The organism is Paenibacillus sp. GCM10027627, from assembly GCF_042675505.1.
Classification (GTDB): domain Bacteria; phylum Bacillota; class Bacilli; order Paenibacillales; family Paenibacillaceae; genus Pristimantibacillus.
In genome coordinates this window covers 695,485-722,481 of record NZ_JBHTHB010000002.1, presented here as the reverse complement: position 1 = coordinate 722,481, position 26,997 = coordinate 695,485, and the positions used below count along the sequence as shown (strand labels likewise).

Annotated in this window: 28 protein-coding genes; 25 read left to right on the top strand and 3 right to left on the bottom strand. The window is 49.6% G+C overall.

The features are described from left to right. Positions 1-2: 2 nt before the first annotated feature. The 13 genes from ACFQZE_RS11270 (at position 3) to ACFQZE_RS11210 (ending at position 12,420) form a co-directional block, all read left to right on the top strand. The gene (locus ACFQZE_RS11270; protein ID WP_379356806.1) at positions 3-689 is read left to right on the top strand and encodes a helix-turn-helix transcriptional regulator; all 687 of its coding nucleotides are present in this window, start codon (positions 3-5) and stop codon (positions 687-689) included. After that, entirely contained in the window at positions 686-1,486 is an 801-nt protein-coding gene (locus ACFQZE_RS11265) for a pyruvate, water dikinase regulatory protein (protein ID WP_379356804.1), read from the top strand. Before ACFQZE_RS11270 ends, ACFQZE_RS11265 begins: the two co-directional genes overlap by 4 nt. Before the next feature lie 33 nt (positions 1,487-1,519). Then, positions 1,520-1,918, top strand: coding sequence for a nucleoside-diphosphate kinase (gene ndk, locus ACFQZE_RS11260; RefSeq protein WP_379356802.1), 399 nt, complete (start codon positions 1,520-1,522; stop codon positions 1,916-1,918). A gap of 174 nt (positions 1,919-2,092) precedes the next feature. Further along, a complete protein-coding gene (locus tag ACFQZE_RS11255) occupies positions 2,093-3,304 on the top strand; it encodes a CpaE/TadZ family protein (RefSeq protein ID WP_379356800.1) in 1,212 nt (403 codons plus the stop codon). Then, positions 3,291-4,523, top strand: coding sequence for a TadA family conjugal transfer-associated ATPase (locus ACFQZE_RS11250; protein WP_379356798.1), 1,233 nt, complete (start codon positions 3,291-3,293; stop codon positions 4,521-4,523). Before ACFQZE_RS11255 ends, ACFQZE_RS11250 begins: the two co-directional genes overlap by 14 nt. Next, positions 4,513-5,358 (top strand): type II secretion system F family protein, encoded by an 846-nt coding sequence (locus ACFQZE_RS11245; protein WP_379356796.1) that lies wholly within the window; start codon positions 4,513-4,515, stop codon positions 5,356-5,358. The genes ACFQZE_RS11250 and ACFQZE_RS11245 overlap by 11 nt, the downstream gene beginning before the upstream one ends. A 12-nt stretch (positions 5,359-5,370) precedes the next feature. Beyond that, a complete protein-coding gene (locus ACFQZE_RS11240; protein WP_379356794.1) occupies positions 5,371-6,243 on the top strand; it encodes a type II secretion protein F in 873 nt (290 codons plus the stop codon). A gap of 28 nt (positions 6,244-6,271) precedes the next feature. Next, positions 6,272-6,457 (top strand): Flp1 family type IVb pilin, encoded by a 186-nt coding sequence (locus tag ACFQZE_RS11235; protein WP_379356792.1) that lies wholly within the window; start codon positions 6,272-6,274, stop codon positions 6,455-6,457. Then, a complete protein-coding gene (locus ACFQZE_RS11230; protein WP_379356790.1) occupies positions 6,450-7,151 on the top strand; it encodes a TadE/TadG family type IV pilus assembly protein in 702 nt (233 codons plus the stop codon). Before ACFQZE_RS11235 ends, ACFQZE_RS11230 begins: the two co-directional genes overlap by 8 nt. An 18-nt stretch (positions 7,152-7,169) precedes the next feature. Then, positions 7,170-9,404, top strand: a complete 2,235-nt coding sequence (locus ACFQZE_RS11225; RefSeq protein ID WP_379356788.1) for a TadE/TadG family type IV pilus assembly protein — start codon at positions 7,170-7,172, stop codon at positions 9,402-9,404. Beyond that, positions 9,370-10,350: a hypothetical protein gene (locus tag ACFQZE_RS11220; protein WP_379356786.1), complete on the top strand. Its 981-nt coding sequence runs from the start codon at positions 9,370-9,372 to the stop codon at positions 10,348-10,350. The genes ACFQZE_RS11225 and ACFQZE_RS11220 overlap by 35 nt, the downstream gene beginning before the upstream one ends. A gap of 22 nt (positions 10,351-10,372) precedes the next feature. Further along, positions 10,373-10,891, top strand: a complete 519-nt coding sequence (locus ACFQZE_RS11215) for an A24 family peptidase (RefSeq protein ID WP_379356784.1) — start codon at positions 10,373-10,375, stop codon at positions 10,889-10,891. Positions 10,892-10,908: 17 nt separating this feature from the next. Beyond that, on the top strand, positions 10,909-12,420 hold the full coding sequence (locus tag ACFQZE_RS11210) for a DUF6382 and FHA domain-containing protein (protein ID WP_379356782.1): 1,512 nt from the start codon (positions 10,909-10,911) through the stop codon (positions 12,418-12,420). A gap of 187 nt (positions 12,421-12,607) precedes the next feature. Here ACFQZE_RS11210 and ACFQZE_RS11205 read toward each other — a convergent pair whose 3' ends face one another. The 3 genes from ACFQZE_RS11205 to ACFQZE_RS11195 form a co-directional block, all read right to left on the bottom strand. Next, positions 12,608-13,507 carry a TIGR01777 family oxidoreductase gene (locus tag ACFQZE_RS11205; RefSeq protein ID WP_379356780.1) on the bottom strand — a complete coding sequence of 300 codons (900 nt, stop codon included), beginning with the start codon at positions 13,505-13,507 and terminating at the stop codon, positions 12,608-12,610. Between the two features lie 37 nt (positions 13,508-13,544). After that, entirely contained in the window at positions 13,545-14,015 is a 471-nt protein-coding gene (locus tag ACFQZE_RS11200) for a hypothetical protein (protein WP_379356778.1), read from the bottom strand. Positions 14,016-14,105: 90 nt separating this feature from the next. Continuing rightward, the gene (locus tag ACFQZE_RS11195) at positions 14,106-14,543 is read right to left on the bottom strand and encodes a DUF2621 domain-containing protein (protein ID WP_379356776.1); all 438 of its coding nucleotides are present in this window, start codon (positions 14,541-14,543) and stop codon (positions 14,106-14,108) included. A gap of 101 nt (positions 14,544-14,644) precedes the next feature. On the opposite strand from ACFQZE_RS11195, the gene ACFQZE_RS11190 reads away from it, so the two are divergent. The 12 genes from ACFQZE_RS11190 (at position 14,645) to fur (ending at position 26,964) form a co-directional block, all read left to right on the top strand. Beyond that, positions 14,645-15,775, top strand: a complete 1,131-nt coding sequence (locus ACFQZE_RS11190) for a deoxyribonuclease IV (RefSeq protein WP_379356774.1) — start codon at positions 14,645-14,647, stop codon at positions 15,773-15,775. Between the two features lie 30 nt (positions 15,776-15,805). Next, positions 15,806-16,708 carry a formyltetrahydrofolate deformylase gene (gene purU, locus ACFQZE_RS11185; RefSeq protein WP_379356772.1) on the top strand — a complete coding sequence of 301 codons (903 nt, stop codon included), beginning with the start codon at positions 15,806-15,808 and terminating at the stop codon, positions 16,706-16,708. A 76-nt stretch (positions 16,709-16,784) separates the two neighbouring features. Beyond that, complete coding sequence (tkt, locus tag ACFQZE_RS11180) at positions 16,785-18,803, top strand: transketolase (protein WP_379356770.1); 2,019 nt, start codon at positions 16,785-16,787, stop codon at positions 18,801-18,803. Positions 18,804-18,846: 43 nt separating this feature from the next. Beyond that, entirely contained in the window at positions 18,847-19,164 is a 318-nt protein-coding gene (gene ppnP / locus ACFQZE_RS11175) for a pyrimidine/purine nucleoside phosphorylase (protein WP_379356768.1), read from the top strand. 179 nt (positions 19,165-19,343) lie between these two features. Further along, a complete protein-coding gene (locus tag ACFQZE_RS11170) occupies positions 19,344-19,865 on the top strand; it encodes a DUF420 domain-containing protein (RefSeq protein ID WP_379356766.1) in 522 nt (173 codons plus the stop codon). Positions 19,866-20,078: 213 nt separating this feature from the next. Beyond that, complete coding sequence (locus ACFQZE_RS11165; protein WP_379356764.1) at positions 20,079-21,428, top strand: glucose-6-phosphate isomerase; 1,350 nt, start codon at positions 20,079-20,081, stop codon at positions 21,426-21,428. A gap of 40 nt (positions 21,429-21,468) precedes the next feature. Beyond that, positions 21,469-22,101, top strand: a complete 633-nt coding sequence (locus ACFQZE_RS11160; protein WP_379356762.1) for a YigZ family protein — start codon at positions 21,469-21,471, stop codon at positions 22,099-22,101. 330 nt (positions 22,102-22,431) lie between these two features. After that, entirely contained in the window at positions 22,432-23,193 is a 762-nt protein-coding gene (gene cysT / locus ACFQZE_RS11155) for a sulfate ABC transporter permease subunit CysT (RefSeq protein ID WP_379357042.1), read from the top strand. A 2-nt stretch (positions 23,194-23,195) separates the two neighbouring features. Then, positions 23,196-23,993, top strand: coding sequence for a sulfate ABC transporter permease subunit (locus ACFQZE_RS11150; protein WP_379357040.1), 798 nt, complete (start codon positions 23,196-23,198; stop codon positions 23,991-23,993). Positions 23,994-23,996: 3 nt separating this feature from the next. After that, entirely contained in the window at positions 23,997-25,061 is a 1,065-nt protein-coding gene (locus ACFQZE_RS11145; RefSeq protein ID WP_379356760.1) for a sulfate/molybdate ABC transporter ATP-binding protein, read from the top strand. A gap of 32 nt (positions 25,062-25,093) precedes the next feature. Next, positions 25,094-26,161 (top strand): sulfate ABC transporter substrate-binding protein, encoded by a 1,068-nt coding sequence (locus ACFQZE_RS11140; protein ID WP_379356758.1) that lies wholly within the window; start codon positions 25,094-25,096, stop codon positions 26,159-26,161. Positions 26,162-26,487: 326 nt separating this feature from the next. After that, positions 26,488-26,964 carry a ferric iron uptake transcriptional regulator gene (gene fur, locus ACFQZE_RS11135; RefSeq protein ID WP_379356756.1) on the top strand — a complete coding sequence of 159 codons (477 nt, stop codon included), beginning with the start codon at positions 26,488-26,490 and terminating at the stop codon, positions 26,962-26,964. The last annotated feature ends 33 nt before the right edge of the window (positions 26,965-26,997 follow it).

Here is a 26,997-nt window from a genome sequence, read left to right as displayed (position 1 = left end):
ATGTGACTCATATAAGAAAAGAGGGGACGATCATTCAGCTTACTTCCAGGCAATTGGAGCTCATAGAGCTGGTCAAGAAACATTCGCCAGTGACGGGAGAGCAACTTGCGGAATATTTGGGTGTGAGCCGGCCAACGCTGCGCTCGGACTTGTCGTTGCTCGTGATGCTGGGCATGCTGGACGCAAAGCCTAAGGTAGGTTACTTCCTTGGCAATACGTTCCGGGCAAGCAACGAGCCGCTGCGGCGTTACAACAGCATGAAGGTTAGAGAAGTGCAAGGGGTTCCGGTTAATATTCCGGATACGCTGTCCGTGCATGACGCCGTCATTACACTGTTTATGGAAAACGCGGATACGCTGCTGGTCGTTAATGAAAACAAACGGTTCGCAGGTATCATTACGCCGAAGGATCTGCTCAAAATTACGTTGGGAAATGCGGCTGCAGCCTCCATTCCCGTAAGCATGGTCATGACCCGATATCCTAATATCGTGACGCTGACGCCGGATGAATCTGTGATAGAGGCCATTCGGAAAATGTCGCAGCATCAAGTCGATTGTTTGCCGGTTATCGTTCCTTCCGAGGAACCGGGAGAGAGTCCCGAGGTAGCGGGATGGGTATCCAAATCGAACATCATTCGGCTTATCGCTGATATCGCGACTGATGGGGAATTGGGGGAACCTGACTTATGACACAACAGATGATTTATGTATGCTCCGATGCGGTGGGAGAAACGGCTGAAGCGGTAGCCAAAGCTACGTTAAGACAGTTTTCATCCGAAAATGTAAAGATAAAGAGATACGGACATTTGCGGACGGAAGACGAGATTGCCCGAATTGTCGCAGAAGCATCGCTGACTGGGGGATTCATCAGTTATACGCTTGTGCAGCCGGAGCTGCGCGAGCTGATGAGAGAAGAAGCGATGAAGCACGGCGTTAGAGCCGTAGACGTCATGGGGCCAATGATGCAGGCATTTGTCGATACGTTCGGGAGCTTCCCTAAAAGGGAGCCCGGACTTCTGCATTCTATAGACGAGGCGTATCATCGCCGAATTGAAGCGATCGAGTTTGCCGTCAAATATGACGATGGCAAAGATGCGAGAGGGCTTGTGCAGGCGCAGGTGGTATTGATCGGCGTTTCACGCACGTCAAAAACTCCTCTTAGCGTATTTTTATCGCACAAGGGAATTAAGACGGCGAACTTGCCGCTAATGCCGGAGGTGAATCCGCCGGAGGAGCTGAAACAAGGGCCGGGCAGGCTGATCGTAGGACTTACGATGCAAGCCGACCATCTTCTTGAAATAAGGACCGAGAGACTGAAGTCGCTAGGATTGCCTTCCTCCGCGCAATACGCTTCGCCTGAGAGAATAAAAGAAGAACTAGACTATGCAGCATCGGTAATGGCGTCTCTGGAATGTCCCGTTATTGACGTGACAAACCGAGCTATAGAAGAGACAGCGGGCATCATCATTGAATGGCTTAACAAATAATTGGCTATACCTATAGACATGGAGGGGTTCAACATGGAAAGAACATTCGTAATGGTTAAACCTGATGGAGTAGCTCGCGGTCTAGTAGGCCGTATTGTCGCGAGATTTGAAGAGAAAGGATTTACGCTAGTCGATGCGAAGCTGACGCAGTTGGACCGCAAGCTGGCGGAAGAGCATTATGAGCATTTGAAATCAAAATCCTTTTTCGGAGAATTGGTAGACTTCATTACTTCAGGCCCTGTATTCGCCATGGTTCTAGAGGGCAAAGATGCCGTCCAAAACGCACGTTCCCTCATCGGAGCGACTAATCCTTCGGAAGCGACTGCCGGAACGATTCGTGGAGACTATGCAATTGATGTAGCCAGCAACATCGTCCACGGATCAGATTCCAATGAAAATGCAGAGCGTGAAATTAGCCTGTATTTTCAATAAAAATGAGCGGTTGACGATTTAGGAAAGCTATGGTAAATTCAATACCAAGCCAAAATGAAACGACGGAAGCACCGTATGAAGCTGCATGCAAATGCGCTTTGTACGGTGCTTTTTTGCGTGCTCACAATGGGAGAGGGTGGCCGCTTCGGCCAGCCGCAAGGGAGGAGAAGGGCATTGAAGCGACAACGCCTGGCGATCTTGAGCAGGGACAAGGAATATTCAAGAAGACTGGCAGACTATGTGCGGAGCAGCGGTTTTAAAGAGAGTTGGGAAATTTGCGCGTTTACCCATCCCGATGCGTGCAAGCAGTATGTAAAACAAGGATTTGACATTGATCTGCTCGCCGTGGAGCCGGAGTGGTATTCCGAAGCGAGTCTTGAGCTGCCTCACATCCCTTTAGTTGCGCTAGTCAACAAGCTTGGCGAGTCGGCAGGGGAAAGTGAGGTGCTGAGATACCAGCCGCTGCCGCTTCTGCTCGACCAATTGGCTGAGCGAATTGGCGACGCTTTGGGCCACAAAAGCAAAGGCTCTGCATTTGGGCGAAAGGACGGCAGGGCGTTGTTAATCGCCATTCATTCTGCTTCGGGGGGCGTCGGGAAGACGGCTTTGTCGCTGCATCTGGCCCATGCGGCAAGCGGCCGCAGCCTGCGGGTTCTCTACTTGAATTTAGAGCGATGGAGTACGGCGGGACTTTGGCTGGATTTTGACGGGGGACACCCCGACCATTCTGATGCGATGAACACTATGACAGCAAAGGGCCATTTCGGCACGATGAAAAATTCCAGCCCAAAGGGCGAGCTTTCCGGACTGCTTTATTCGTTAAAGGCAGACCGCGACAGCGCAAAGCGTTGGCTTGCCAGTTATCGAAACTATCATCCGTTGTTAAAGTGCGACTATTTGGACGGTTTTTCAAATTTAGAGGATCGTATGTCGCTTACCCCCGAGGAGGCCGAGACTATCGTGGAGGCGGTAGTGGAAAGCGGGCATTACGACTTGATCGTTTTGGATATGGACGATGGCTGGGATGGGCTGAATTTTAACCTACTTGATCGTTCGGATCATATTTATTGGATGGTGACGGACTCTCCGTCCGCGATTAGGAAACAGTCTCTTGCGTTTGCATTCGGCAGCCAAAAGTGGGGAGAGCGGTTTAGCCTTTTAATTGGCAGATCGGAGGTCGTTCGCAGCGGGATATACGGGCATCAAAGCGGACCCATTGCCGGGCATTTCGCGTCCCCGTATTCCCCTATTGTTCTGCCAAGGGTAAGGGAATGGCATTTGGGCGGACGACCACAATTATTGTCCTCTTCGTTATATCGTGCGGCTACGGGCCGGCTGCTTGACCGGGTATTGGGAGAAGAGGAGCGAGCCTATGCTGCCCGATGAAATCGTATACGAGCTTCGGAGCAAAGTAAGGGCCGAAATTGATTTTAGCGGCGCTTTATCGGATGAAGAGCTGATGTGCAAAACGGAGCAGACCGTATTCCGCTGGTGCGAAAAGCGGCCGCTGACCGCAAGTGACAAGATCGGTCTAGTCCGGAGAATCTTTTATTCTTTTCGCGGACTCGATGTCCTCCAGCCTTTAATGGATGATCCCGCTGTCAGCGAAATTATGATCAACAGCTTCGATGAAGTATTTATAGAGAAAGATGGCGTCATGAGTCATTTGCCAGCCGCATTCGAAAGCAAGGAGCGACTGGAAGACTTGATTCAAACCATTGTAGCCGGAGTCAACCGGGTGGTGAACGAGGCTTCGCCAATTGTGGATGCCAGGCTTAGGGACGGGTCGCGTGTACATGTCGTTTTGCCGCCAGTCGCGCTGAAGGGCCCCAGCCTTACAATCAGGAAGTTTCCGGACAGGCCGATTTCGATGGACGATTTGGTAAAGTACGATTCGTTGTCGCAGGAAGCGGCATCCTTTTTGAAAGAGCTGGTGGAGGCGAAATACAACATTTTTATAAGCGGGGGTACGGGTACAGGAAAAACTACGTTTTTGAACGCTTTATCGCAATTTATTCCCGGGGATGAGCGGGTTGTGACGATTGAGGATTCGGCGGAGCTTCAAATTCGCTCCGTGCCAAATCTAGTGAAGCTGGAAACGAGAAACGCCAATACGGAAGGGAGGGGAGAAATTACGATAAAAGATCTTATCCGCGCATCGCTGCGGATGCGCCCGGATCGAATCGTTGTTGGGGAGGTGCGCGGCTTCGAAGCGCTCGATATGCTGCAAGCGATGAATACGGGACATGAAGGTTCTATCTCCACCGGGCATGGCAACAATTGCAGAGATATGGTCGGCCGCTTGGAAACGATGGCATTAAGCGCAGCCGAGCTGCCGCTTTCCGTCATCCGGGGACAAATCGCGTCTGCTCTCGATATTATCGTTCATCTCTCCAGGTTCAGAGATCGTTCAAGAAAAGTAGTCGAAATTTGTGAAGTAGCGGGGATAGAAAACGGGGAGGTAAAGCTTGTTTCTCTATTTCGTTATTGCGAGACGGGAGAGCACGGGGGAAAAATTTCAGGCATGCTGCAAAGGACGGGCTGCCCTTTAAGCAAAACCGAGAAGCTTCGAATGGCGGGAAAGGAAGTTGGGTATGGGACATAAATGGAATCCATGGAGATTTACGCTAAAACGGAGCTGGCTTTTATGGAGCTGGATGGGCTGGGAGGAAGTATTAGCTCCCAAACGGAAAAGCAGGCTGGCGGTTTATACGGAATACGGCTTGAATGCAAAAGAGCTGCTGTTGTCCGTCGCGGCAGGGAGCGCCGCCATTTATTTAGCGATGTATTTATTTTATCACTCTGTATTGTTGTCTTTGATCGCTGCCGTATGCGGGCTGTTTGCGCCCCGATTCAGCAAAAAGACCTTGCTTGCAAAACGAAGAAGCAGACTGAAGCTGCAATTTAAAGAGGCTTTGTTTTCGCTGGCCTCATCGCTCGCTGCCGGAAGATCGCCGGAAAATGCTTTCCGGGGCGTGCTGGAAGATATGAAGCTTTTATATGGAGATCCCAAAACGGATATTTTACAGGAGTTCCACTCCATCTGTTATCAATTGGACAATTCGGAACCTTTGGAAAGCGCGCTTCGAAACTTTGCCGATCGGGCTGGTATCGATGAGATCACCCAGTTTGCGGACGCTTTGACGACATGCAAACGTTCGGGAGGAGATTTGCTTGAAGTGATGAAGCGCACGTCTACGATCATTGGGGACAGGCTTGCCGTTGAAGAAGAAATTATGGTGCTCCTTGCGCAGAAAAGATTTGAAGCTAAAGTGATGATGGCGGTTCCGTTTGTTTTTTTAGGCTTTCTCGGCTTTGCGGCGCCGGATTATATGAAGCCCTTGTATAGCGGAGGAGGTTATGCGCTATTGACGGTTGCGCTTCTCGTCTTGCTTGGCTGCTTTTGGCTCATGAACAGAATGATGAAGATCGAACTGTAGGGGAGGAAAGCGATGGCGGCAGTAATGGCCATTCTGTTTACGAGTATATGGTTTTATTTGATTGGAACAGCATCCTTTCTACCATCCAGAAATCTGGCCGTCAGAAAAGGAAAAGGGCAAAAGCTCAGCATGGAAAGGAGGTTTTTGGAAGCGCCGTTTCTTGCTTTACTGGAGCGTTTCTGCAAATGGGATTTTGTCCAGCAGTATCTAAACGAGTACCATATGAAACTTTTTATTCTAAACGGCATGGCTTGGACCATTGAAAAAACGAAACGGGAAGCGGCCGTTTCCGCTGGTTATGGTTATTTTGCGGGGATGGCCCTCTCCTGGCTGTCATGGCTTAGCGGTGAAACGCTGTTGCTAGGGGCCGCTTTGCTTGGCTGTACGGGACTTGGGGCACGCGGTTTTGTTCGTGCGGGACAATTATTGAATAAGCGGAGGGGGAAAATCATTGCGGTTTTGCCCCAAATGATGAGCCAGCTTATGCTGTTGGTTGGTGCGGGCGAAACGGTACAAGGGGCGTTTGCCCGCTGTCTGGCAGGGAAAGAAGGAAGTGAGCATCCCCTATACAAAGAATGGCAGGCTTCCGTCTTGTCTCTGCGCAACGGCCAGTCTTTCAGCGAAACATTGGAGCGGTTTAATCGACATTGCGCTTTACAGGAAGCGTCGCTTTTTTCAACGGTGCTGCTGCTTAACTACAGAAAAGGAGGCGACCAATTTATACTCTCGGTCAGAGAGCTGTCCTACTCTTTATGGGAGAAGAGAAAAGGGCTGGCCCGTGTGAGGGGAGAGGAAGCCTCCTCAAAGCTTGTTTTTCCGCTTGCCGTTATTTTGTTTACCATGCTGGCGCTTGTTGCCGCTCCCGCTGTCCTATCCATGTCTTAAATCTATTAAGTGAAGGAGTTATTTAAAAATGGAAAAAGCAATGGAACGGATGGGGTCATTTTGGAACGATGAACAGGGAATGGGGACGCTTGAAGTGATTTTGATCGTTGCGGTTGTCATTATAATCGCCCTTCTGTTTAAGGATTGGATTATCGCACTCGTGGAGGAGCTGCTTGGCAAAGCGGATAAAGAAGCGGATAAAATTTTTGAGTAGTTCAAGGGAATGGAGTTGGAACAGAGACGAGCGAGGCAGCTTCACGATAGAGGCAGTTATGGTTTTTCCTTTGCTTTTTGCTATGATTCTAGCTTTTGTTCTACTTGGGATGTATCTGTACCAGAAAGCAGTTGTCTACTATGCGGCAGTCATAACGGCAGAACGGGCATCTTTCAGTTGGGACAACAGCAAGCGCGAATCGGCAACCGGCATATTAATGAAAGCGGAGTATGACTCCCTTTATCGCAGAATGGGTACAGACGGTGTTTTGGCTAGTATTTTCGGACTGGGTAAAGAAGATGAGCATACGTCTGTCGTTATGCCCGGAGGTTTAGATGGCAATGGAGAAGGTCCAATTGGTTTGATTAAAAGCAAGCTTATCGGAGCGGCACAATGGATGACAAACGCCGGTCTCCCTTACAGCGGAACTATGAAATATAGCGGCGGACTTGCGGTACGAAACGTTGAGGTACGTTTGAAAAAGCCAATCGCTTTGGTTCCTTGGGAAGGGAATGGGTCCCGTAAAGAACCGAAGGCGGAAGTGAAAAGCGGAATTGTCGATCCGGTTGAATTTATTCGAGGCGTTGATCTGGCCAGATATTTTGCAGACAAGCTGGCTAATCATCCTATGGGCAAAACTACCGCTAAAGAAAGGGCTGGCGGGGTGTTGTCTACATATGGGGAACAGAAGTAGCCAAAGAGGAGAAATTCGGTGAGCCATCTTCGATTATCAAATGTGTTTTTTAAGGAGGACGGCGCCGTTACCGTGTTTGCCGTTGTCGTTCTATCGGCGCTGCTATTGTTTTTTTCGATCTTAATTGATTATGCAAGAATTGCCGCGTTTCAACTGAAATCCGAGAATGCGATGCGCACGGGCGTAAGATCAGTGTTGTCGGCCTATGATTCATCGCTTTATGAGAGATATGGCCTCTTCGGTCGCGGCGGTACGGACGGAAAGGCCATATTGGAAAAGGTGCTGGAAGGCAATATGGGAAAAGGGGATGTAAGGGCGTCTCAACCGTTTTTGAATGTATTGCCTGCGAGAATTAATAAAGCGGAACTGAGTCCTTCTTCTTATTTGGGCCAACATGACGTATTCGCTAGACAGGTTTTAGAGGAGATGAAATATAAAGCGCCAATCCAATTTACTTTGGAATTGATCGCAAAGTTTGCGCCGCTGGCGGGGGCGCTTAAAGAAAGCTCAAGCACCGTTCAAACGTTGGAACAGCTTCGGAAGCTTTATGAAAGACGCGAGGATTTGCTGGAGCGCGCTTTGCGCCTTCAGGAAGGAGCGGTAGAAGCCGTTATGGGAAACGGAGCGTGGTCTCTTGTACCGGCAGGTAGCGCTTCGGGAAGCTTGGCGGGTACCGCGCTTGCTTTAGCGGAAGAGTACGGCTTATATGTTGCTCAGAAGCAGATGGTAGAAGCTTTAGGAGAAGAAGCGCAGCCTGCTGACCGGGAGCAGGTGGCTGAATATGAAGCGCAGATTTCGGATATGATTCTCCAGTTGAGAAGGGACTCAGACCTAATTGAAAAGCGTCATGCCGAGCTTCTGACGGAAGCCAGGCAAAAGGTCGAAGGAGCGGAAAGCATCAATTCCGAAATGAAGCGGATGCTCGAAGCGGATGGTTCTAGTTCCAGGCAGGGCTATGACAAGGTGGCGGGCGCCAAGTCAGCGGGAGCGGAAGCCTATAGCGTGCCGAACAGCGCCTCGCAGGAAATTGCCGAGATGAAGAGGAATGCGAGCACGATACTGCGCAGTCCACAATGGTTTTTGAATTATGAAGCGGAGCTTGAAGAACAGGGAATGAAAGCGACTGCGGCAACCATCGCAATCGAAACGCTTTTATCTCGTTGGAGCGCAGCGATGTCTAATTTGGCGGATCAGTCCCTTCAAACAGCGTTGCTCCTTGGTCCAGCGGAAATTGCAAAACGTTATGCTGCATATGAACATTCCTTCTCCGTACCCGGCCTCACGATGAAGCAGCGTAGGGAAAGCGTGCTGGATAGCGCTATAAAAGGGCAGCTTTCCCGGCAGAAGGAACAGGCCAATACATTATGGAGGGACGCTGGCCGAATGCTCGGAGGGCTTGCGACAGTACCGCATCGACCGGATTATAACGAAGTTTTTCAGCAGGTGCGGGGACGTTTTGAGCAAAACTTACGGTTTAACGAAAAAGCAGCTGCCGCAGAGGAGGTTGTGCCATTCAGTGGCGCGGGCAATGCAAACGAAGGAACGGCAGATGCGGTTTCCTTTATGGACGGCTTGTTTGCGGGTATGTCGGATATGGTGCAGAAAAGCCAGGATTATGTTTACTTCGGAGAATATGCGGCAAGCCGCTTCTCGTTTTTTGAACCGCAGCAGCTAAGTTTGCTGTTGAAAAACGGAGATTTGGAAGGCGTATCGGAGGCTGCGTCCTTTCATAATCAGGAAATGGAGTATGTGTTGTACGGTTTCCATGATCCGTTAGGAAATTTAGTTGCGGCATATGGCGAGTTGTTTGCCGCCCGTCTCGCTGTACGAACGATGGAAGGGTTAATTGAAAGCAGGGGGCTTGGACATCCATTGCTCGTTTTGTCGGGGGCCATTATATATGGCTTGCAAAAAACGATAGAGGATTTGATTTCTTTTACGGAAAAAGGCTCAGCTCCTCTTTCAAAATATGTAAGGACAGAGTTGTCCTACCTTGATTATTTAAGGTTATTTATGTTGATTCATGGAGGAAGGACTGAAAGCAGACTAAGTCGCATGATCGCCGTTATTGAGCAAAATACGGGACTGGAACTGGCCTCTGTTCCTTCGGGTGTTTCCGGGGAGGCTCGTCTTTCGATGGATCTATGGTTTTTGCCCGGTGTCATGAAGGTGCTGGGGAGATTCGATTTGCTGCAAGGAAGGGTCGTTGGCCATCGATATGAAACTACGGAAATTGCAGGTTGGTCCTATTAGATGCGTATTTCATTGGCAAGTGAAAGAGCAAAGAGGCTCCATTGTTTTGGAAGCGGCTATCGTAATGCCGGCACTTCTGTTTGTATTCATTGCCTTCTCGGTCATGATTTCGATCTGTACAGCCCAGATGGCGTTGCATTCTGCAGCTTCCCAAAGCGTTCGCCAAATAGCGGCGCATATTTATCCGGTGGAGCTGGCGGGCGGGAAATTGTCGTCGTCAGCCTCGACGTCCATTCCCGCAGCGTCTGTTCCGATACCTTTGCCCGAATGGACAGAAATTGCAGGGGACGCAGCGGAGTGGCTGCCGGAGCCTGCGGGTGGTCTCATTTCCTCCGTCCTTCGCGGAGACTGGCGGCCGTTACAAAATATGGCCGCTACGGAGCTTGGAAGAAATGTAATAGAGCCTTATGTCAAATCATTTGCAGACGGGCGTCTTTTGCAGAAGGAACAAATTCGTCTAAGCTCTATTATGCTGCCCGATATCAAAAATAAAGAGGAGCCTTATTTGGCTCTTGTCCTCGAATACCAATTTCCTGTCAGGCTGCCCTTTTACAAGAAGCCAATTATTTTGAGGGAGCAAGCAGTTGAAAGGGTATGGATCAGCGATGCGGCGGCCGCCCATGGACCCAAAAGCGGGGAGTCGTCCGCTGATTTGCCCATTACCATTGTAACGATTGAACCGACGCCGATTAGGCCGGGGCAAAAGGCGAAAGTAATCGTGAAGACGGAAGCCGGCGCGGCCGTATCGTTAAGCGTGGTTTACAAAAGCGGCGAAAGCAAAGCAAAACATTTGGGAGAAGCGAAAGCAGATCAAAACGGATTCGTGGAGTGGAGCTGGCATGTGTCAGGCAATACAACACCTGGCATTTGGAGCCTTGAGGTTAAGGGCATTAGTCGGCAAGGGCACGCGTCCAAACATTTTACTGTTGAAAAAAAGGTGAAATAGCAGCTGATAAGGAGGAGAGCGGATGAGCTTCGTTTTTGCCGTGACGGCAGTTGGACTGGTCATCGCTTTAATTACCGATTTGCGAAATCAAACGATACCAAATTGGCTTACGGTCATTTGGTTTTCTGGAGCAGTCATCTATCATTTTGTGCAGACAGGTTGGCATGGCTTATTATTTGCTTTGGGAGGCGCTTCTGCTGGTTTTTTTCCACTATTATTGTTATATGCGCTTAAAGGCATTGGAGCGGGTGACGTAAAGCTGTTTGGCGCGGTTGGGGCGTGGATGGGCGTAGCGACAGTAGTGCAGCTCATGCTGTATTCTATTTTATATGCGGGTGTTATTGGCATTGTGGTCCTGGCGGTTAGCCGCTCTTTTGCCCAAAAAATGTCGCTTGCCTTATGGAATGCCATCATTCCTGACGGTTTCGGTTTCAGAAGCAAAGGGAATTGGTTCGATTGGGCTAAATCGGGAAAAAGCTTTCCATTTATGCTTGCTGTCGCACCAGCGGCCGCTTCCCTGTGGATGGTAGCTTATTCATGATAGGAGGAAGCACGAGGATGCACTCATTAAAAATCGATTTTGCAATGAATCGGGCACACGAGATGATCGTGGGCAGGGAGCATGGCATAGGGAGAAGCGAGCTGGACGAGCTGGAGCTCATTATGCTGAGGTCTCAGCCCATTCCTTGTTTGCTTCCTGTCGATTGGCTCGAGGTGGATGGCAACGTTTCATTCCGATATACGATTACGGGCAAAAAAATGCTAGTTCATCGGCTTCAGCATGAATTGCTTACAATGCATCAATTTTATTCGCTTATTTTAGCGCTGACCGATGCGCTGATGGAGTGCAAAGAATATATGCTAAGACCTGAAGGATGCTTGCTTCATGAGCAATATATTTTTACAGGAGAGCGTATTGAAAACATATTTTTGGCTTATTTGCCGATAAAGAGAGCTTGTGAAGTGCCTAGTCGGCAAGTGGACGATTTGCTTTCTCTTGTCGTTAGATGGACCTCTTATGTCGAACCGGTTGACGGGACGGGGCTCAAGCGGATTTTGCAGCTTTTGAGCCATAGCCTTTCGCCGTTGCCCGATTTGAGGGACGCTTTGCTTGAATTGATTGCTGCTCAAGGAGGAATAAAACATAGCGATGATTGGAATATGGAGAAAGCGCAGCAGCCGTTACTCCATGAAGCGTCTTCCCGCCAGCGGGCTGAAGAGCTTTTAAAATGGCCGCCGCTGCAAGGAGAAGGAACATTTGTAGAGGAAGACGCCAACAAAGAAGAGCTGCTCCCTTTTATAGATGATTCAATTGAAGTAAACAGAAAAGGCAAGGCTGTGTGGGTAATTGGGGCTGGTTGTTTGCTCGTGGCGGCCTGCATATGGAGATTTATCTATCTGGAATCCCCTTCCACCTCGCGGCTATTGATTTGCACTGGACTTACATTGTTATTGATCGGAGCTTTTCTTTATTGGAGACGAACGGGATCGGATGTTTTTTTGACGGAAAAAACAGAAGGGGAATCTGAGGATTCGTTAGAGCCTGTATCAGAAGCGCTTCGTCCTAAAGTTTTTTGGAAGCCTATAGAGGAAGAAATGGAGGTCACGACGGGTTCATTAGGTCATTTTTCAATTCCGGCAAATGTACGTTCGAGAAGGGACCAGGATGTAGACATCCAAAAGACTATGCACCCGACCGTCGCGCTCGGAGCTAAAGCAATGAGAGCAGAAGAAGTTACTTCATTATTGAGCTTCGGCAAACCAAACGTATGGCTGAAGCGAGTATGGAATGGTAAAGAAGAGAAAATTGACCTCGATGCCGACTCTTTTAAAATAGGGAGAATGAGCGAAGGAGTTAGTTATGAGGAGCTTGAGGAGGGCGTTTCTCGGCTGCATCTGGAAATAGCACGGATCAATGGAGAGTTTTACGTCAAAGATTTGGGTTCGCGAAACGGCAGCCTGCTGAATGGAAAATTAATGGTCCCTTATAAGAGCTATAAGCTTTCCCCAGGAGACCGGGTTCAGCTTGCAGGTCACAAAGGACCCGTTTACGAGCTTGGATCGGACTGACATGAAATAGAGGCGCTGTTTGAAACAATGTAGGTATTTTAGAAGAATGCTGAAGGTAAAGGGAATTCTTCTTCATATGCTTATGATAAGATATAAACCGATTAGTTATAAAAATGGAATTAAATATAAGTTGTTGTAGACGTATACGTTATCTAGATGCCTCACAATAAAAAAACAACTACCGGGTCTAATGACCCGATAGCTGTTTCATAGCGCTGTCTACCGTTGGGAACTGAAATTGGTAGCCGTAATCGAGCGCTTTTTTAGGTATGGCCTGCTGGCCGTCGAGCAGTAGCGTAGACATTTCGCCGAAAAGCAGCTTCATCATTACGGCAGGAACGGGGAACCAATGCGGCCTTTTGAAAGCTCTGGCGATTGCTTTACCAAATTCGTTGTTGCTCACAGGTTCCGGAGCGGAGCCGTTAACGGGCCCTTCTATGTCTGGATGATCCAGACAGAACAGAATGAGGCCAACCATGTCTTCAAGATGAATCCACGATAATCCTTGCTTCCCGCTTCCGACCCGGCCTCCTACAAACAGCCGGTAAGGCATCGCCATTAGTGGGAAAGCACCTTCCTTGCGATCCAAAACGAGGCCAACTCTGAGCTTGACCAGTCGTTTGGCAGGAATGGCATCCGCCGCTTCTTCCCAGTGGCGTACTACTTCGGATAAATAATCGGTTACTGCTGTCTGGCTAGTCTCATCGAATCGCTCTGTTGCCGATATGCCATATGCGGAAATGCCGGAAGCGTTAATAACAACAAAATCTTTGTGTTTAAGCGCTTTGGCCAATTCAGCGACGCGGGCAGCAGCCCATTGCCGGGATTGCAGAACTCGGGCTTTCGCAGCAGGGGTCCATCGTTGGTTGATGCTTTCGCCTGCCAAGTTAACAATGGCATCAAAGCTTTCCCCAATTTCAGGTCTGGCTTGCAGTTCGCTCCAGCTAACGCTGTGAAGCCGTTCATTGTCTGAAGCGCGGGGAGTGTCATTTCGCGTTATGATGTACACGGAGTCCCCTCTGTTCAACAAAGCTTTCGTCAGCGCCCTTCCAATAAATCCTGTCCCTCCGGCAATGGCAACCCGCATTTGGTTTCGCTCCTCATGGCTTGTTTATAAGATTCAATTATTGCACGGCTTCAATTTTTGTCAGCAACAGTTGCTTGACATCCGTTTCGCTATCGACCGTTTTTTCAATATATTCGAATTTTACTTTGGCATCCGATGGCAGGGACTCAATAACGGAACCCAACTCTTCTGGAATTCGGTAAGCGGAGGCTACGCCATCCACCGTAATTTCAATGGAGCTGGAATCGATTTGGCCCGAATATACGCCTTCTGCGCTTATAGGCGACGAATCGGGAGTCGCTTGGCCTCCGCTTGTATTGTCGCTAGTAGGGGTTCCAGGTTCTACAATACCGTTGTCATCAGGCAAATTGTCGGTTGGTTGAACAGTTGGTGCAGGAGACTCGCTAGGGCCCCCGTTGCCGCTTTTTTCGGTAGCATTGGCACCGCATGCGGATGTTGTAAGCATGACCGCGATTAGCAGCGCTCCGGCTGCCAAGGTTTTGCTGCGTTTCTTGTTTGTTAATTTCATAGTTGAAGCACCTCCTGTATACTAAAACGGTATAATGTACTTTCAGGTTGCAAATAATGATAGACAGAGCCCTCATATCGAGGGCTCTGTCTATTTGTTCAGCAAATGCGTATATGGGGTATAGTCGATCCCTTTCTTGTCAAGGAAGGTAACTAAGCTTCGGTAATCGCGTTTTGGAGTTGCGCGAATATATCCTTCAATGCAATGCTCCCGCGTAACCGAAGACGCTCCGTAATCAATGGCAACTTGGCCGATCCGGGCAGCAATGGAATGTTTGGCGATATCCCGGAATGCTGTAGGAACGGGTGATACCAGCTCGTCCAAAAAGGCTTTGGATTCATCGTTCCACATACTGCGGCTTCTCTCTACCCAATAGTTTTGCCAATCCAGCTTAGACTTGCCGTCGCGCATCGGCAATACTTTCAGAAACTTGCGGAACATGAAAAAACCGCCCACCGACATAGCGAGCACCATGACTACGGCCCAAAAAATAATAAAATACATGAACCAACTTGGCGTTCCATCCATAACTGTCCGTCACCTCAATAATGAATTATAGCGTATTCCTAGATTTATTTCGACATTCCTTGTAAAATAAGGTTTGATCAACCGAAAGGGGCGTAATAAGTATGTTGAAAATAGGTTCCCATGTTTCATTTTCGGACAAAGGCTTGCAAACCGCTACAAAAGAGGCGACAACTTACGGGTCAAGCACATTTATGATTTACACCGGGGCTCCGCAGAACACACGGCGCAAACCGATTGAATCGTTATATATTGAAGAAGGAAAGGCGCTAATGGCAAAAGCGGGGATTGAAGAGATCGTCGTACATGCGCCTTATATCGTAAACTTAGGCTCTTACAAGGAAGACACGTTTGAGCTGGCGGTAAACTTCCTGCAAGAAGAAATTCGCCGCACACATCATATAGGCGTTCGGAATATCGTGTTGCATCCCGGCGCATATACCGATAAAGATGCGGAGTTTGGCATAGCGCGCATCGCGGAAGGGCTAAACGAAGTGCTGGCTGGAACGAACGAAACAAACGTAAACATCGCACTGGAAACGATGGCGGGCAAAGGGACGGAAATCGGGCGCAGCTTCGAGGAAATTGCTGCGATTATCGATAAAGTGACATACAACGAAAGACTGACCGTTTGTATGGATACTTGCCATATGCATGATGCCGGCTACGATTTGATTCATGACTTGGATGGCGTGCTGGAGCAGTTTGACCGTATTGTTGGGCTGGATCGCGTTGCGGTAGTGCATATCAACGACAGCAAAAACGGCAGAGGCGCGGGCAAAGACCGCCATGCTCCGCTGGGCGCGGGCTGGATTGGGCAAGAGACGATTTCGAATATTGTCCATCACGAGGGGCTTAAGGGCCGTCCATTCATTTTAGAAACTCCATGGATTGGAAAAGAGGACAAAACGGTTCGTCCAATGTACGAGGTCGAAATCGCGCTTCTGCGCGGTGAAGTGAAAACGCGTTTTGGAGAATCGTTCCTAGAGGATGTTGATCGTCTCCATTCTTTCTTCGGCAAAAAGGAGATCGATCCAAGAGGCTTTGTGATCGACACTTGGTCTCTTCTCAAAAACGACGCAAAAGCGAAAAAAGCCGATCCTCGCGAGCCGATGGAACGACTGTACGACTTTATTATTGCAGAAGAGGCACTGTCCGCAGAGCTTACCGAGGAACAGGTGAACCAGCGGCTGACGGCCTGGTTTGCTGGCAAAAGCTTATTGGCTAATTATTAAAATTATAATAGTAAAGGAAGATTTTAACTTATGTCATCGCAAGCGAATCAAACACAGCCTGCAAATGGAGACAATGGAAAAAGCGGCCGCGCCCGCATGCTCATCTCCTGTCCGGATCGTCCGGGCATTGTTGCGGCGGTATCGCATTTCCTGTATGAGCACGGCGCCAACATTGTTCAATCGGATCAATATACGATGGATCCGGAAGGCGGCATGTTTTTTATCCGCTTTGAATTTGACCTAAACGATATGGATAAGGAATTGCCCCTTCTAGTGGAGGATTTCGCCCGCGTGGCCGACCGCTTCCAAATGAAATGGCATACGTTCCGCGCAAGCCGCAAAAAACGTCTGGCAATCTTTGTATCGAAGGAAGATCATTGCTTGCTGGAGCTGCTGTGGCAATGGCGGGCGGGCGATCTGGACGCCGATATTTCCATGGTGATCAGCAATCACCCCGATATGAGGGAACTGGTGGAGCAGTTCGGTATTCCGTACCACCATATTCCGGTAACGGCAGAAACGAAAGCGGAAGCGGAGCGCAAGCAGATGGAAGTGGTCGCAGACAAAGCCGACCTCATCGTGCTCGCCCGCTACATGCAAATCATTTCGCCGAAGTTTATTGAGCAGTTCCCGAACCGCATTATCAACATTCACCACTCCTTCCTGCCAGCCTTTGTTGGCGGCAAGCCGTATGCGCAGGCGTATACGCGCGGGGTGAAAATTATTGGCGCTACTGCGCATTACGTGACGGAGGAGCTTGACGGCGGCCCAATTATCGAGCAGGACGTACAGCGCGTTAGCCACAGAGACAATGTGGACGACCTCAAACGGATCGGACGGACAATTGAACGTGTCGTTTTGGCCAGAGCGGTAAAATGGCATATCGAAGATCGCGTACTGGTGCACCAGAATAAGACGGTTGTATTCAATTAATCGTCAGTGATACAATATGCAGAGCTTTTAACCAGCCAGAAATGGTTTTAGCAGATACCCTTAGGAGGATTTGAACATGACCGTAACTCAAAAGTCGATTGACCAACTTTCTATCGATACAATCCGTACGCTTGCAATTGATGCCATCGATAAGGCAAATTCCGGACATCCTGGAATGCCGATGGGCGCAGCCCCAATGGGTTATCAATTGTTTGCAAAAAATATGAAGCACAACCCATCTAACCCACAATGGATCGACCGCGACCGCTTTGTTCTATCCGCTGGACACGGTTCGATGCTGCTTTACAGCCTGCTTCACCTATCCGGCTACGACCTTCCTATGGAAGAACTTAAAAACTTCCGCCAATGGGGTTCCTTGACTCCGGGCCATCCAGAGTTTGGCCACACGGCGGGCGTAGATGCTACTACAGGTCCGCTTGGCCAAGGCGTGGCAATGGCGGTAGGCATGGCGATGGCAGAAGCTCATATGGCTGCTGTTTACAACAAAGAAGGTTTTGACGTAATCAACCACTTCACATACTCCATTTGCGGCGACGGCGACTTGATGGAGGGCATCTCCCATGAGGCAGCTTCCATGGCTGGACACCTCAAGCTGGGCAAGCTGGTTGTTCTTTATGATTCCAACGATATTTCTTTGGATGGCGAGCTGAGCCTTTCGTACTCCGAGTCGGTTCAAAAGCGTTTTGAAGGCTACGGCTGGCAAGTGCTTCGCGTAGAGGACGGCAACGATCTGGCCGCTTTGTCCAAAGCGGTGGCGGAAGCGCAAGGCGACACGTCCAAGCCGACTTTGATCGAAGTCAAAACGGTAATCGGCTACGGCAGCCCGAATAAAGGCGGCATCGGCGGCCATGGTGGAACTCACGGTTCTCCGCTGGGAGCTGAAGAAACGAAGCTGACTAAGAAGTTCTACGGCTGGTCGGAAGACCATCAGTTCCATGTGCCGGACGAAGTTCGCGCTAATTTTGCCCAGGTGAAAGCAAACGGCGAGAAGCTGAACGCTGACTGGAACGCCGGATTTGCTTCTTACAAAGAGGCTTACCCTGGGCTTGCGGCACAATTTGAAGTTGCGATTTCCGGCGATTTGCCAGAGGGCTGGGATGCGGCTCTTCCTGTTTACACAACAGAAGACAAGCCTCTATCCACTCGCGTAGCTTCCGGCAACGCACTTAACGGTCTGGCGAAAAACGTGCCTCATCTTGCAGGCGGTTCAGCTGACCTTGAAAGCTCCACGATGACTCATTTGAAGGGCCTTACGCAATTTAAACCGGGCAGCTACGATGGCCGCAACATTTATTACGGCGTACGCGAGTTCGGCATGGCTGCGGCTATGAACGGGATTAGCCTGCATTCCGGCATTAAAGTATTCGGCGGTACATTCTTTGTATTTACCGACTACTTGCGTCCGGCGATCCGTTTGGCTGCTCTGATGAACCAGCCGGTTGTTTATGTGCTTACGCATGACAGCATCGCGGTTGGCGAAGACGGACCTACGCATGAGCCGATCGAGCAGCTTGCTTCGATCCGTATCATTCCTGGCCTTACTGTCATTCGTCCTGCGGATGCCAACGAAACGTCGGCTGCTTGGGCATATGCGGTAGAGAACAAGTCGAATCCGGTTGCCCTTGTGTTGACTCGTCAAAACTTGCCGATCCTCGAAGGCACGGTAAGCGGCGTACGCGAAAACATTCGCAAAGGCGCTTACGTGGTTTCCGATGCACAAGGCGGCAAGCCGCAAGCACAGCTTTTGGCGACAGGCTCCGAGGTTCAACTTGCAGTCGCAGCGCAAAAAGCTTTAGCTGAAGAAGGCATTCAGGTTCGCGTCATCAGCATGCCAAGCTGGGATCTGTTCGAAAAGCAGTCTAAAGAATACAAGGACTCCGTTCTGTTGCCTGACGTGAAAGCTCGTCTTGCGATCGAGATGGCTCATCCGTTTGGCTGGGAGCGTTACACAGGCGATCAAGGCGATATTTTGGCGATCGACCGCTTCGGTGCTTCCGCGCCTGGCGACCGCGTCATTAAAGAATATGGTTTTACGGTCGAAAATGTCGTCAGCAAAGTAAAAGCTTTGCTGTAAGGCATTACGCCATTTATCCCATATATAAAGGAGTTTATTCACCATGTCGCAATTCGAAAATGTCACAGTCGTCAAAAAAGCCAATGTTTATTTTGACGGCAAAGTAACAAGCCGCGCTGTCCTGTTCCCGGACGGCACGAAAAAAACGCTGGGTATTATGCTTCCTGGCGATTACGAGTTCGGTACGGATTGTTTGGAAATCATGGAGATTTTGGGCGGCGATTTGAAAGTTCTACTGCCGGGTGAAACGGAGTGGCTGCACATTAACGGCGAAGGCGAGTTTAAAGTGCCCGCTAACACCAAATTTAAGCTGCAGGTAGTCGAAGTAACAGACTATTGCTGCTCCTATATCTACGAATAAATCCTTTGGAAGGGCCGCGTCGAAGCTTTCGATGCGGTCCTTTTCCATTTATCGGGGCGCTTTTTAAAGAGTCGGTTTTTTGTGACATTCCGAGCCGTTCACGCATTGTACTTGAGGAGTCAAATCGGCTAAAGTTAATAACGATAGGAAGTTGTTCAACATTAAGGAGGCTCTTCAGGATGAAAGAAAAAAATTACACCCCCCTAGTGGCCGTGCTGTCTGTGGTTCTAGTCGCGATTATCGCCATTTTGTTCTTTTTGCCCGCCTATGAGGGTGAGGTCGGATTTGACGTTAAACTATTGCCGCTTCTAAACGCCATATTCAACTGCTTCACGTTTCTTGCGCTGCTAGTGGCTTTGTTCGCCATTAAGAAAAAGAACGTCAAAATGCATCGCGCATTTATCGGCATGGCATTTACTTCGACAACGCTTTTTCTAGTCTCCTATGTCACTTATCACTATTTGACGGAGTCCACGCCTTATGGCGGCGAAGGCATTCTGCGCGGCATCTATTTCTTCGTACTGCTGACGCATATTGTTTTGGCTATCGTAGTTGTGCCGCTTGCACTTATGTCGGTTGTTAGAGGACTTGCGGGTCAAGTCGAAAAGCACCGTAAAATTGCCCGCTGGACGATGCCGATTTGGCTTTATGTCAGCTTAACGGGCGTTATCGTCTATTTGATGATTTCACCGTATTACTAATGCCGGCGATTGGCTTTGCAGCTAGCTTTGATTTAGCATTGAACGAGTTTTGATTTAGCTTTGCAGCTAGCTTTGAACTCGTTTTAATCTAACTCCGAGCTAGCTTTCAGCTCAACTCTTCATCTAGAATTCACCTGCGCCAAGCTTGTTTTTGGGGGCGGAATCCGATATTCTTAATAAAACGTTTTGATCTTTTAGGAGGTATTCGTTCATATGAGCAAAACAGTAAAGTTTGACTACAGCAAAGCGCTAGCCTTCGTTGGCCAGCACGAAATCGATTATTTGAGCGATCAGGTGCGCGTTGCTCATGACCAATTACATAACGGCACAGGAGCTGGCTCCGACTATTTGGGCTGGATCGACCTGCCGAGCAATTATGATAAAGAAGAGTTTGCCCGCATCAAACAAGCGGCAGAAAAAATTCAAGGAGATTCCGAAGTATTGATCGTGATCGGAATCGGCGGCTCTTACTTGGGCGCCCGCGCGGCGATTGAAATGTTGTCGCATTCCTTCTACAACGTGCTTTCGAAAGAGCAGCGCAAAACTCCTCAAGTTTTGTTTGCAGGCAACAACATCAGCTCCACTTACGTGACGCATCTTTTGCAGTTGCTTGAGGGCAAGGACTGGTCGATCAACGTCATCTCCAAATCCGGCACGACGACGGAGCCGGCTATCGCCTTCCGTATTTTCCGCGCCGAGCTGGAGAAAAAATACGGCAAAGAAGAAGCGCGCAAACGCATTTACGCGACGACGGACGCGGCTAAAGGCGCACTCAAAAAGCTTTCTACAGAAGAAGGCTACGAGTCATTCATTATTCCGGACGACGTGGGCGGACGTTACTCCGTTCTGACGGCGGTTGGCTTGCTTCCGATTGCGGTAGCGGGCATCGACGTTGATGCGATGATGAAAGGCGCGGCAGACGCTTCGCAAGAATACGCTAATCCGAACCTAGCCGAAAATGAGGCTTACCAATATGCGGCGGCGCGCAACGCCCTGTACCGCAAAGGAAAAGCGACTGAAATTCTCGTTAACTACGAGCCTTCCCTGCATTTCGTATCGGAATGGTGGAAGCAGCTGTTCGGCGAGAGCGAAGGCAAAGACTACAAAGGCATTTATCCGGCTGCTGTAGACTTTTCGACAGACCTGCATTCGATGGGCCAATTTATTCAAGAGGGCAACCGAAATATTTTCGAAACCGTTATTCAGGTTGGCGAAGTGGCTGAGCATCTAACGGTTCAGCACGATGCAGATGATTTGGACGGCCTTAACTTCTTGACAGGAAAAACGATGGACTTCGTCAACAAAAAAGCGTTCGAAGGTACGCTGCTTGCCCATACGGACGGCCAAGTTCCTAACTTGATTGTCAATATTGCAAATATGACTCCGTATACGTTCGGTTATCTCGTTTATTTCTTCGAGAAGGCTTGCGGCATTAGCGGCTACCTGCTTGGCGTCAATCCGTTCGATCAGCCGGGCGTAGAGGCGTACAAAAAGAACATGTTTGCGCTGCTCGGCAAACCGGGCTTCGAAAAAGAAAAAGCGGAGCTGGAAGCCCGACTGTAGTCGGTGCTTTCCAAGCTAAGCGGATTCGGAAGAGTACCCGATGCTGGACAGATACAGGACGGTAAGAGCGGAAGCGAACCAGGAAATCGTCATCAAAAAATCCCGTTTCATCGGTTACGCAAAGCCCGTCAAAACCGAAGCGGAAGCGGTCGCTTTTATCGATGAAATCAAACGTCTGCACCGAACGGCTACGCATAACTGTTCCGCCTATATCGTAGGCGAGCGAGATCAGCACCAGAAGGCGTCAGACGACGGAGAGCCAAGCGGAACGGCCGGCAAGCCCATTTTGGAAGTGATTAAAAACAAAGGGCTGAAAGACGTTGTGGTGGTGGTGACCCGTTATTTTGGCGGCATCATGCTTGGGGCTGGCGGTCTTGTCCGAGCTTATACGGACGGGGCTGTAGCGGGCATAGAAGCGGCCGGGGAAATGGTCAACGTGCTTCACCGCGAGGTGTTTGTCGAAGTCGACTATACTTGGTACGGCAAGCTCGAAAATGAGCTGCACGGCCGCGGCACGCGGCTTGGCGGAACGGAGTTTACGGATCGGGTAAAAGTGCTTTGTTTGCCTGAGGTGCCGGATGCGGACGCTTTTGTCGTATGGATGACCGATTTGACGCAAGGACAAGCCCAAATAACCATTGGCGATGAGTTGTATTATATAGACGGAGAATAAGAGAAAGAGTCGAGGCGCTAGCGAAGCTGCGTTCCAGACGGTAGATCCATTCTACTGCTTTGGAGCGGCAGTCTAGGCGCCCGGCTCTTTTTTTTGCGGCATGGGTCCAGCCCATAAGAAAAACAAATAAATCTCTAAAAAATTTGTTATTTAACCATTGACTTCCTATTTGAGGGAATGCTACATTTATAATACCTAGTAAGTTAATAGGAATTATGTTATTAAGTGTTTTTGATACCTGCGGCACGAGCCGATGGTCTGGGGGTAAAAGTGACAGTGAATGCGTTATTTCGCGGAAAAGGTTGGAGCTTTGGATTTCGTACCGCCATCATGCTTTATTTTGTTTGTTTGATCGTGCTGCCGATATTCGGCATCTATATCCAGTCATTTTCACTTGGCTGGTCTCCGTTTTGGGAAAGTATCCTCGATCCGCTTGCTTGGAAGGCGGTTCTTCTCACCGTCAAGCTGGCCGTTATCGCGACTTTGCTTAATATGTTCCTTGGCACCATGATCGGCTGGGTGTTGATCCGGTATCGGTTCCCCGGCAGAAGGCTGCTGAACAGCTTAGTCGACCTGCCCTTTGCACTGCCAACCGCCGTTGGCGGACTTCTGATTTTGCTGCTGCTCGGTCCGAACAGTCTTGCCGGCTCGCTGGCGGGGAAGCTCGGAATCGAAATTGTATTTCATGAACCGGCCATCGTCGTTGCGATGCTGTTCGTTACCTTTCCGTTTGTCATCCGGGCTCTTCAGCCTCTGCTGGAGGAGCTGGACAAATCGGAGGAGGAAGCCGCTTATACGCTGGGCGCCTCCAGAGCCGAAACGTTTTTTAAAATTATTCTTCCAACAATGATGCCGGGCATTCTAAGCGGTGCCATGCTTGCCTTCTCCAGAGGACTGGCGGAATTTGGAGCGGTCGTGCTCGTAGCAGGCAACATTCCGGGCAAAACGTTGGTAGCTTCGGTTTATATTTTTGGAGAAATCGAAAGCAACAATCCGCAGTCGGCGGCGGCAGTATCCGTCGTATTGCTTACGTTGTCGTTCCTCATCCTATGGTTTGTCAGCGTCCTGCAGACAAGGAGGTCGGGACTATGACCATAAGAAGACTATGGATTTTGCTCACTTATATCGTTTTTACGCTGCTGCTGATCATTCCTCTGATCAAAATTTTCACAGGAGCTTGGGCAGACGGCGTTCAAGGCTTCATAGACGCTCTGACGCGGCCTCAAGCGCTGCATGCGCTAATGATGACAGGAATTATTGTTGTCGTCGTTACAGCAATCAATACGCTGTTTGGAGTGATGCTGGCGCTTTATCTGGTTAGGGCGCAGTGGCTTGGGACGAAGTTGAAGAGGCTGCTTAACAGCATTGTCGATTTGCCCTTTGCCGTATCGCCGGTTATCGGCGGACTGATGATTGTACTTATTCTTGGGCCCAATACGGTTATCGGCGCTTTGTTTGAGGATGCGGGTTTCAAAATGGTATACGCTTTGCCTGGCATGATTTTAGCTACGCTGTTTGTGACGTTTCCCATTATGGTTCGGGAAGTGATGCCTGTCTTGCAGGAAATCGGCGCGCAGCAGGAGGAAGCGGCTTCGACGCTCGGAGCGTATTCGTGGTATACCTTTTGGAAAGTGACATGGCCTTCCATTCGCTGGGGCGTCATTTACGGAGTTGTATTGACGGTTGCCCGCTCTCTTGGAGAGTTTGGAGCGGTGCTCGTCGTATCGGGCAATATTATGAATAAAACACAGACGGCCACAACACTCGTCTATCAGGACGTAGAGAATTTCAACGTAGTAGCGGCGAATGGAATTGCACTTATTCTTGCCATTTTTTCCGTCGGACTGCTGCTGCTAATGGAATGGGCCAAAAAACGAAAGGAAGTGCATTAGAGGATGCATATTGAAGTTCGGAATCTGAACAAAAGTTTTGGCGACTTCCATGCGGTTAAAGATGTGAGCTTCGATATCGAGAAGGGCAAGCTGATCGGCTTGCTGGGCCCGAGCGGCGGCGGCAAAACATCCATCCTCCGGATGCTGGCGGGACTAGAATCGCCGACTTCCGGCGATATCGTCTTCCACGGCAAACGCGTCAACGACCTTCCGCCGCAGGAGCGGGGAATCGGCTTTGTTTTTCAAAACTATGCTCTATTCAAACATATGACGGTGTACGACAACATTGCTTTTGGTCTTAAGGTGAAGAAGCAGACGAAAGAACAAATCCGGGAGCGGGTTATGTATTTGGTGGAGCTGACCGGGCTCAAAGGTTTCGAGCACCGATACCCGCATCAGCTCTCGGGCGGACAGCGGCAGCGGGTTGCGTTCGCGAGAGCGCTCGCTCCTGAGCCGCAGTTGCTGCTGCTTGACGAGCCGTTCGCGGCGATTGACGCCAAAATTAGAACGGAGCTTCGCACTTGGCTGAAAGAGATGATCGAGCGTGTCGGCATTACTTCTATTTTCGTTACGCATGACCAAGAGGAAGCCATTGAGGTGGCGGACGAAATTATGATCATTAGCAAAGGACGCCTTGAGCAGAAGGGCAGTCCGTGGGATATTTACAAAAACCCGGAAACGCCGTTTGTCGCCAGCTTTATCGGGGAATCGTCCATTGTGGAAAAGATTGCCTCGCTCAAAGGTTTCGAAAGCGTGCAGGATAACCCTGGCACTAAAGCGCTGATCCGTCCCGAATATATTGAGCTTGGCAAGCCTGGCGAAATCAAAATCGCATCCGCTTCGATGCCGGCTGTTGTGAAGCATATTCACTTCCGGGGAAGCGAATGGATGGTGGAGCTGGAAGTCGGGGATGTGAAGCTGATTACGTACAGATCGCTGGAAAAAGAAGTGCTTCATCCCGGGGAAGCGGTCAACGTGCTTGTGCACCGCGCTTACTTGTTCAACGACAATGACAGTTGGATTATGGAAAATCCTTTGAAGGTAGATCCAATGCCGATTCATATTTAACAAATGCTCCGTGCAGAGAGAGTGTTGTTCTAATGAAACGTATTCCTTTAATGACCCGGCGATTGCTGCCGTTATTGATCGCATCTATGCTCCTCACTGCCGTAGCAGGCTGCAGCGGCAACAAAGCCGCTCCAGCGGACGGCAAGCCAGCGGCTCCCGAAGGCGACGTTACGCTCGTCATTGGCGCTTATTCCGTCGTCAAAGACGCTTTTGCGGAATTGCTGCCGCTTTTCCAAACGTACTGGTTCGAAAAAACGGGCCAAAAAGTGGCGTATCAGGAATCATACGAAGCTTCCGGCACTCAGGCCAGAGCGATTGCAGGCGGCTTTGAAGCCGATGTTGCCGTACTCGCGATGGAAGGCGATCTCGACCGAATCGCCAAAGCCGGATTTATTACGCACGACTGGAGAACCTTTAGCAGCGGCGGCATGATTACACGTTCCGTTGTGGCGCTTGGCACTAGGCCGGGCAATCCGCTTGGCATACGCGACTGGGAAGACCTCGCCCGGGACGGCGTAAAAGTGCTGTATCCCAACCCGAAAACGTCGGGAGGCGCGCAGTGGGACATCAATGCGATTTACGGCGCGGGTCTTAAACGTTCGATTAAGGAAAACGGGGAGCCTTCGCACGAATACGCGAAGCAGTTTTTGAAATCGATTCATCACAATGTGGAGTCGCTGGACAAAAGCGGACGCGCTTCGATGGCCGCCTTTGAATACGGCGTAGGCGATGTCATCGTCACTTATGAAAACGAGCTGCGGGCTCGCGTTCAGAACGGCGTTCCTTACGACATTATTATTCCGGACGATACGATTCTGATCGAAAATCCGGCTGCCGTTGTAGACAAAAACGTAGACCGCCACGGAACGAGGGAAGTGTCGGAGGCGTTTATCGAATTTCTGCATAGCGAGCCAGCTCAGCGGCTGTTCGTAAAACATGGGTTCAGAGCGGTTCATGAAGAGGTAGCGGAGGAGTCGAAGGATCAGTTCGTTACGCCGGCAGGATTGTTCGATATTTCTTATTTGGGCGGATGGGCTGAAGTTCGCGAAAGGCTCTACTCCAAAAAAGGCGTATGGTATCAGGTGCTTGCAGATATTTAAAATAGTGCGAAACTTGCCGAAATGGCGGGTCAGCATAACGATTCAACAGATCGGTTCAGGCATTCGTCCTGCGCCGGTCTGTTTTTGCATCCGGTGAAATTCGCCAAGTTTTGTTCAGCTGTTCCATGCGACGATTTCAAGCAAAAGAAGGGAATAGCACATTTTGGGCGAATACTGGTGTAAGGAGATTCTAATTAGATGGTTGCTTTCTATAAAGAAATCGTCTAGGATTAGATTAGAATTATTCTAATTAAGTGGAACGAACTTTTTCGGCACATGCCTATTATAGAGAGATAAAGTTTCAACCCAATTTGGAGGTGCAAAGGATGAACGTGTCCGTTGAGATTGATAAAATTAAACGCAATCTGATGGAAAATGGCTATAAACTAACGACGCAGCGCGAAATTATCGTACGCGTTTTGCTGGAGAATGAACAGGATCATCTCAGCGCCGAGGATGTATACATGCTGGTGAAAGAAAAGTTTCCGGAGATCGGTCTGGCGACGGTATACCGCACGCTCGAGCTGCTGGCGGAACTTCTTATTGTAGCAAAGATGAATTTTGGCGACGGAGTGGCCCGTTTCGACTTGCGGGGCGAGGACCATGAGCATATGCATCATCATCTCATATGCCAAAAGTGCGGCGCTTTGGAAGAAATTAAAGAAGATTGGCTGACCGAGCTGGAAGAGCGGCTGGAGCGGGAATACGGCTTTAAAGTGCTGGATCACCGTCTGGACTTTACGGGCGTATACCAAAATTGCAAAAGCGAGCAATGCAAAAAGGATTGCAAAGCGGTTTCATAATCAAGCAGCATAAGACGGCTTGCTGAGGAGTGG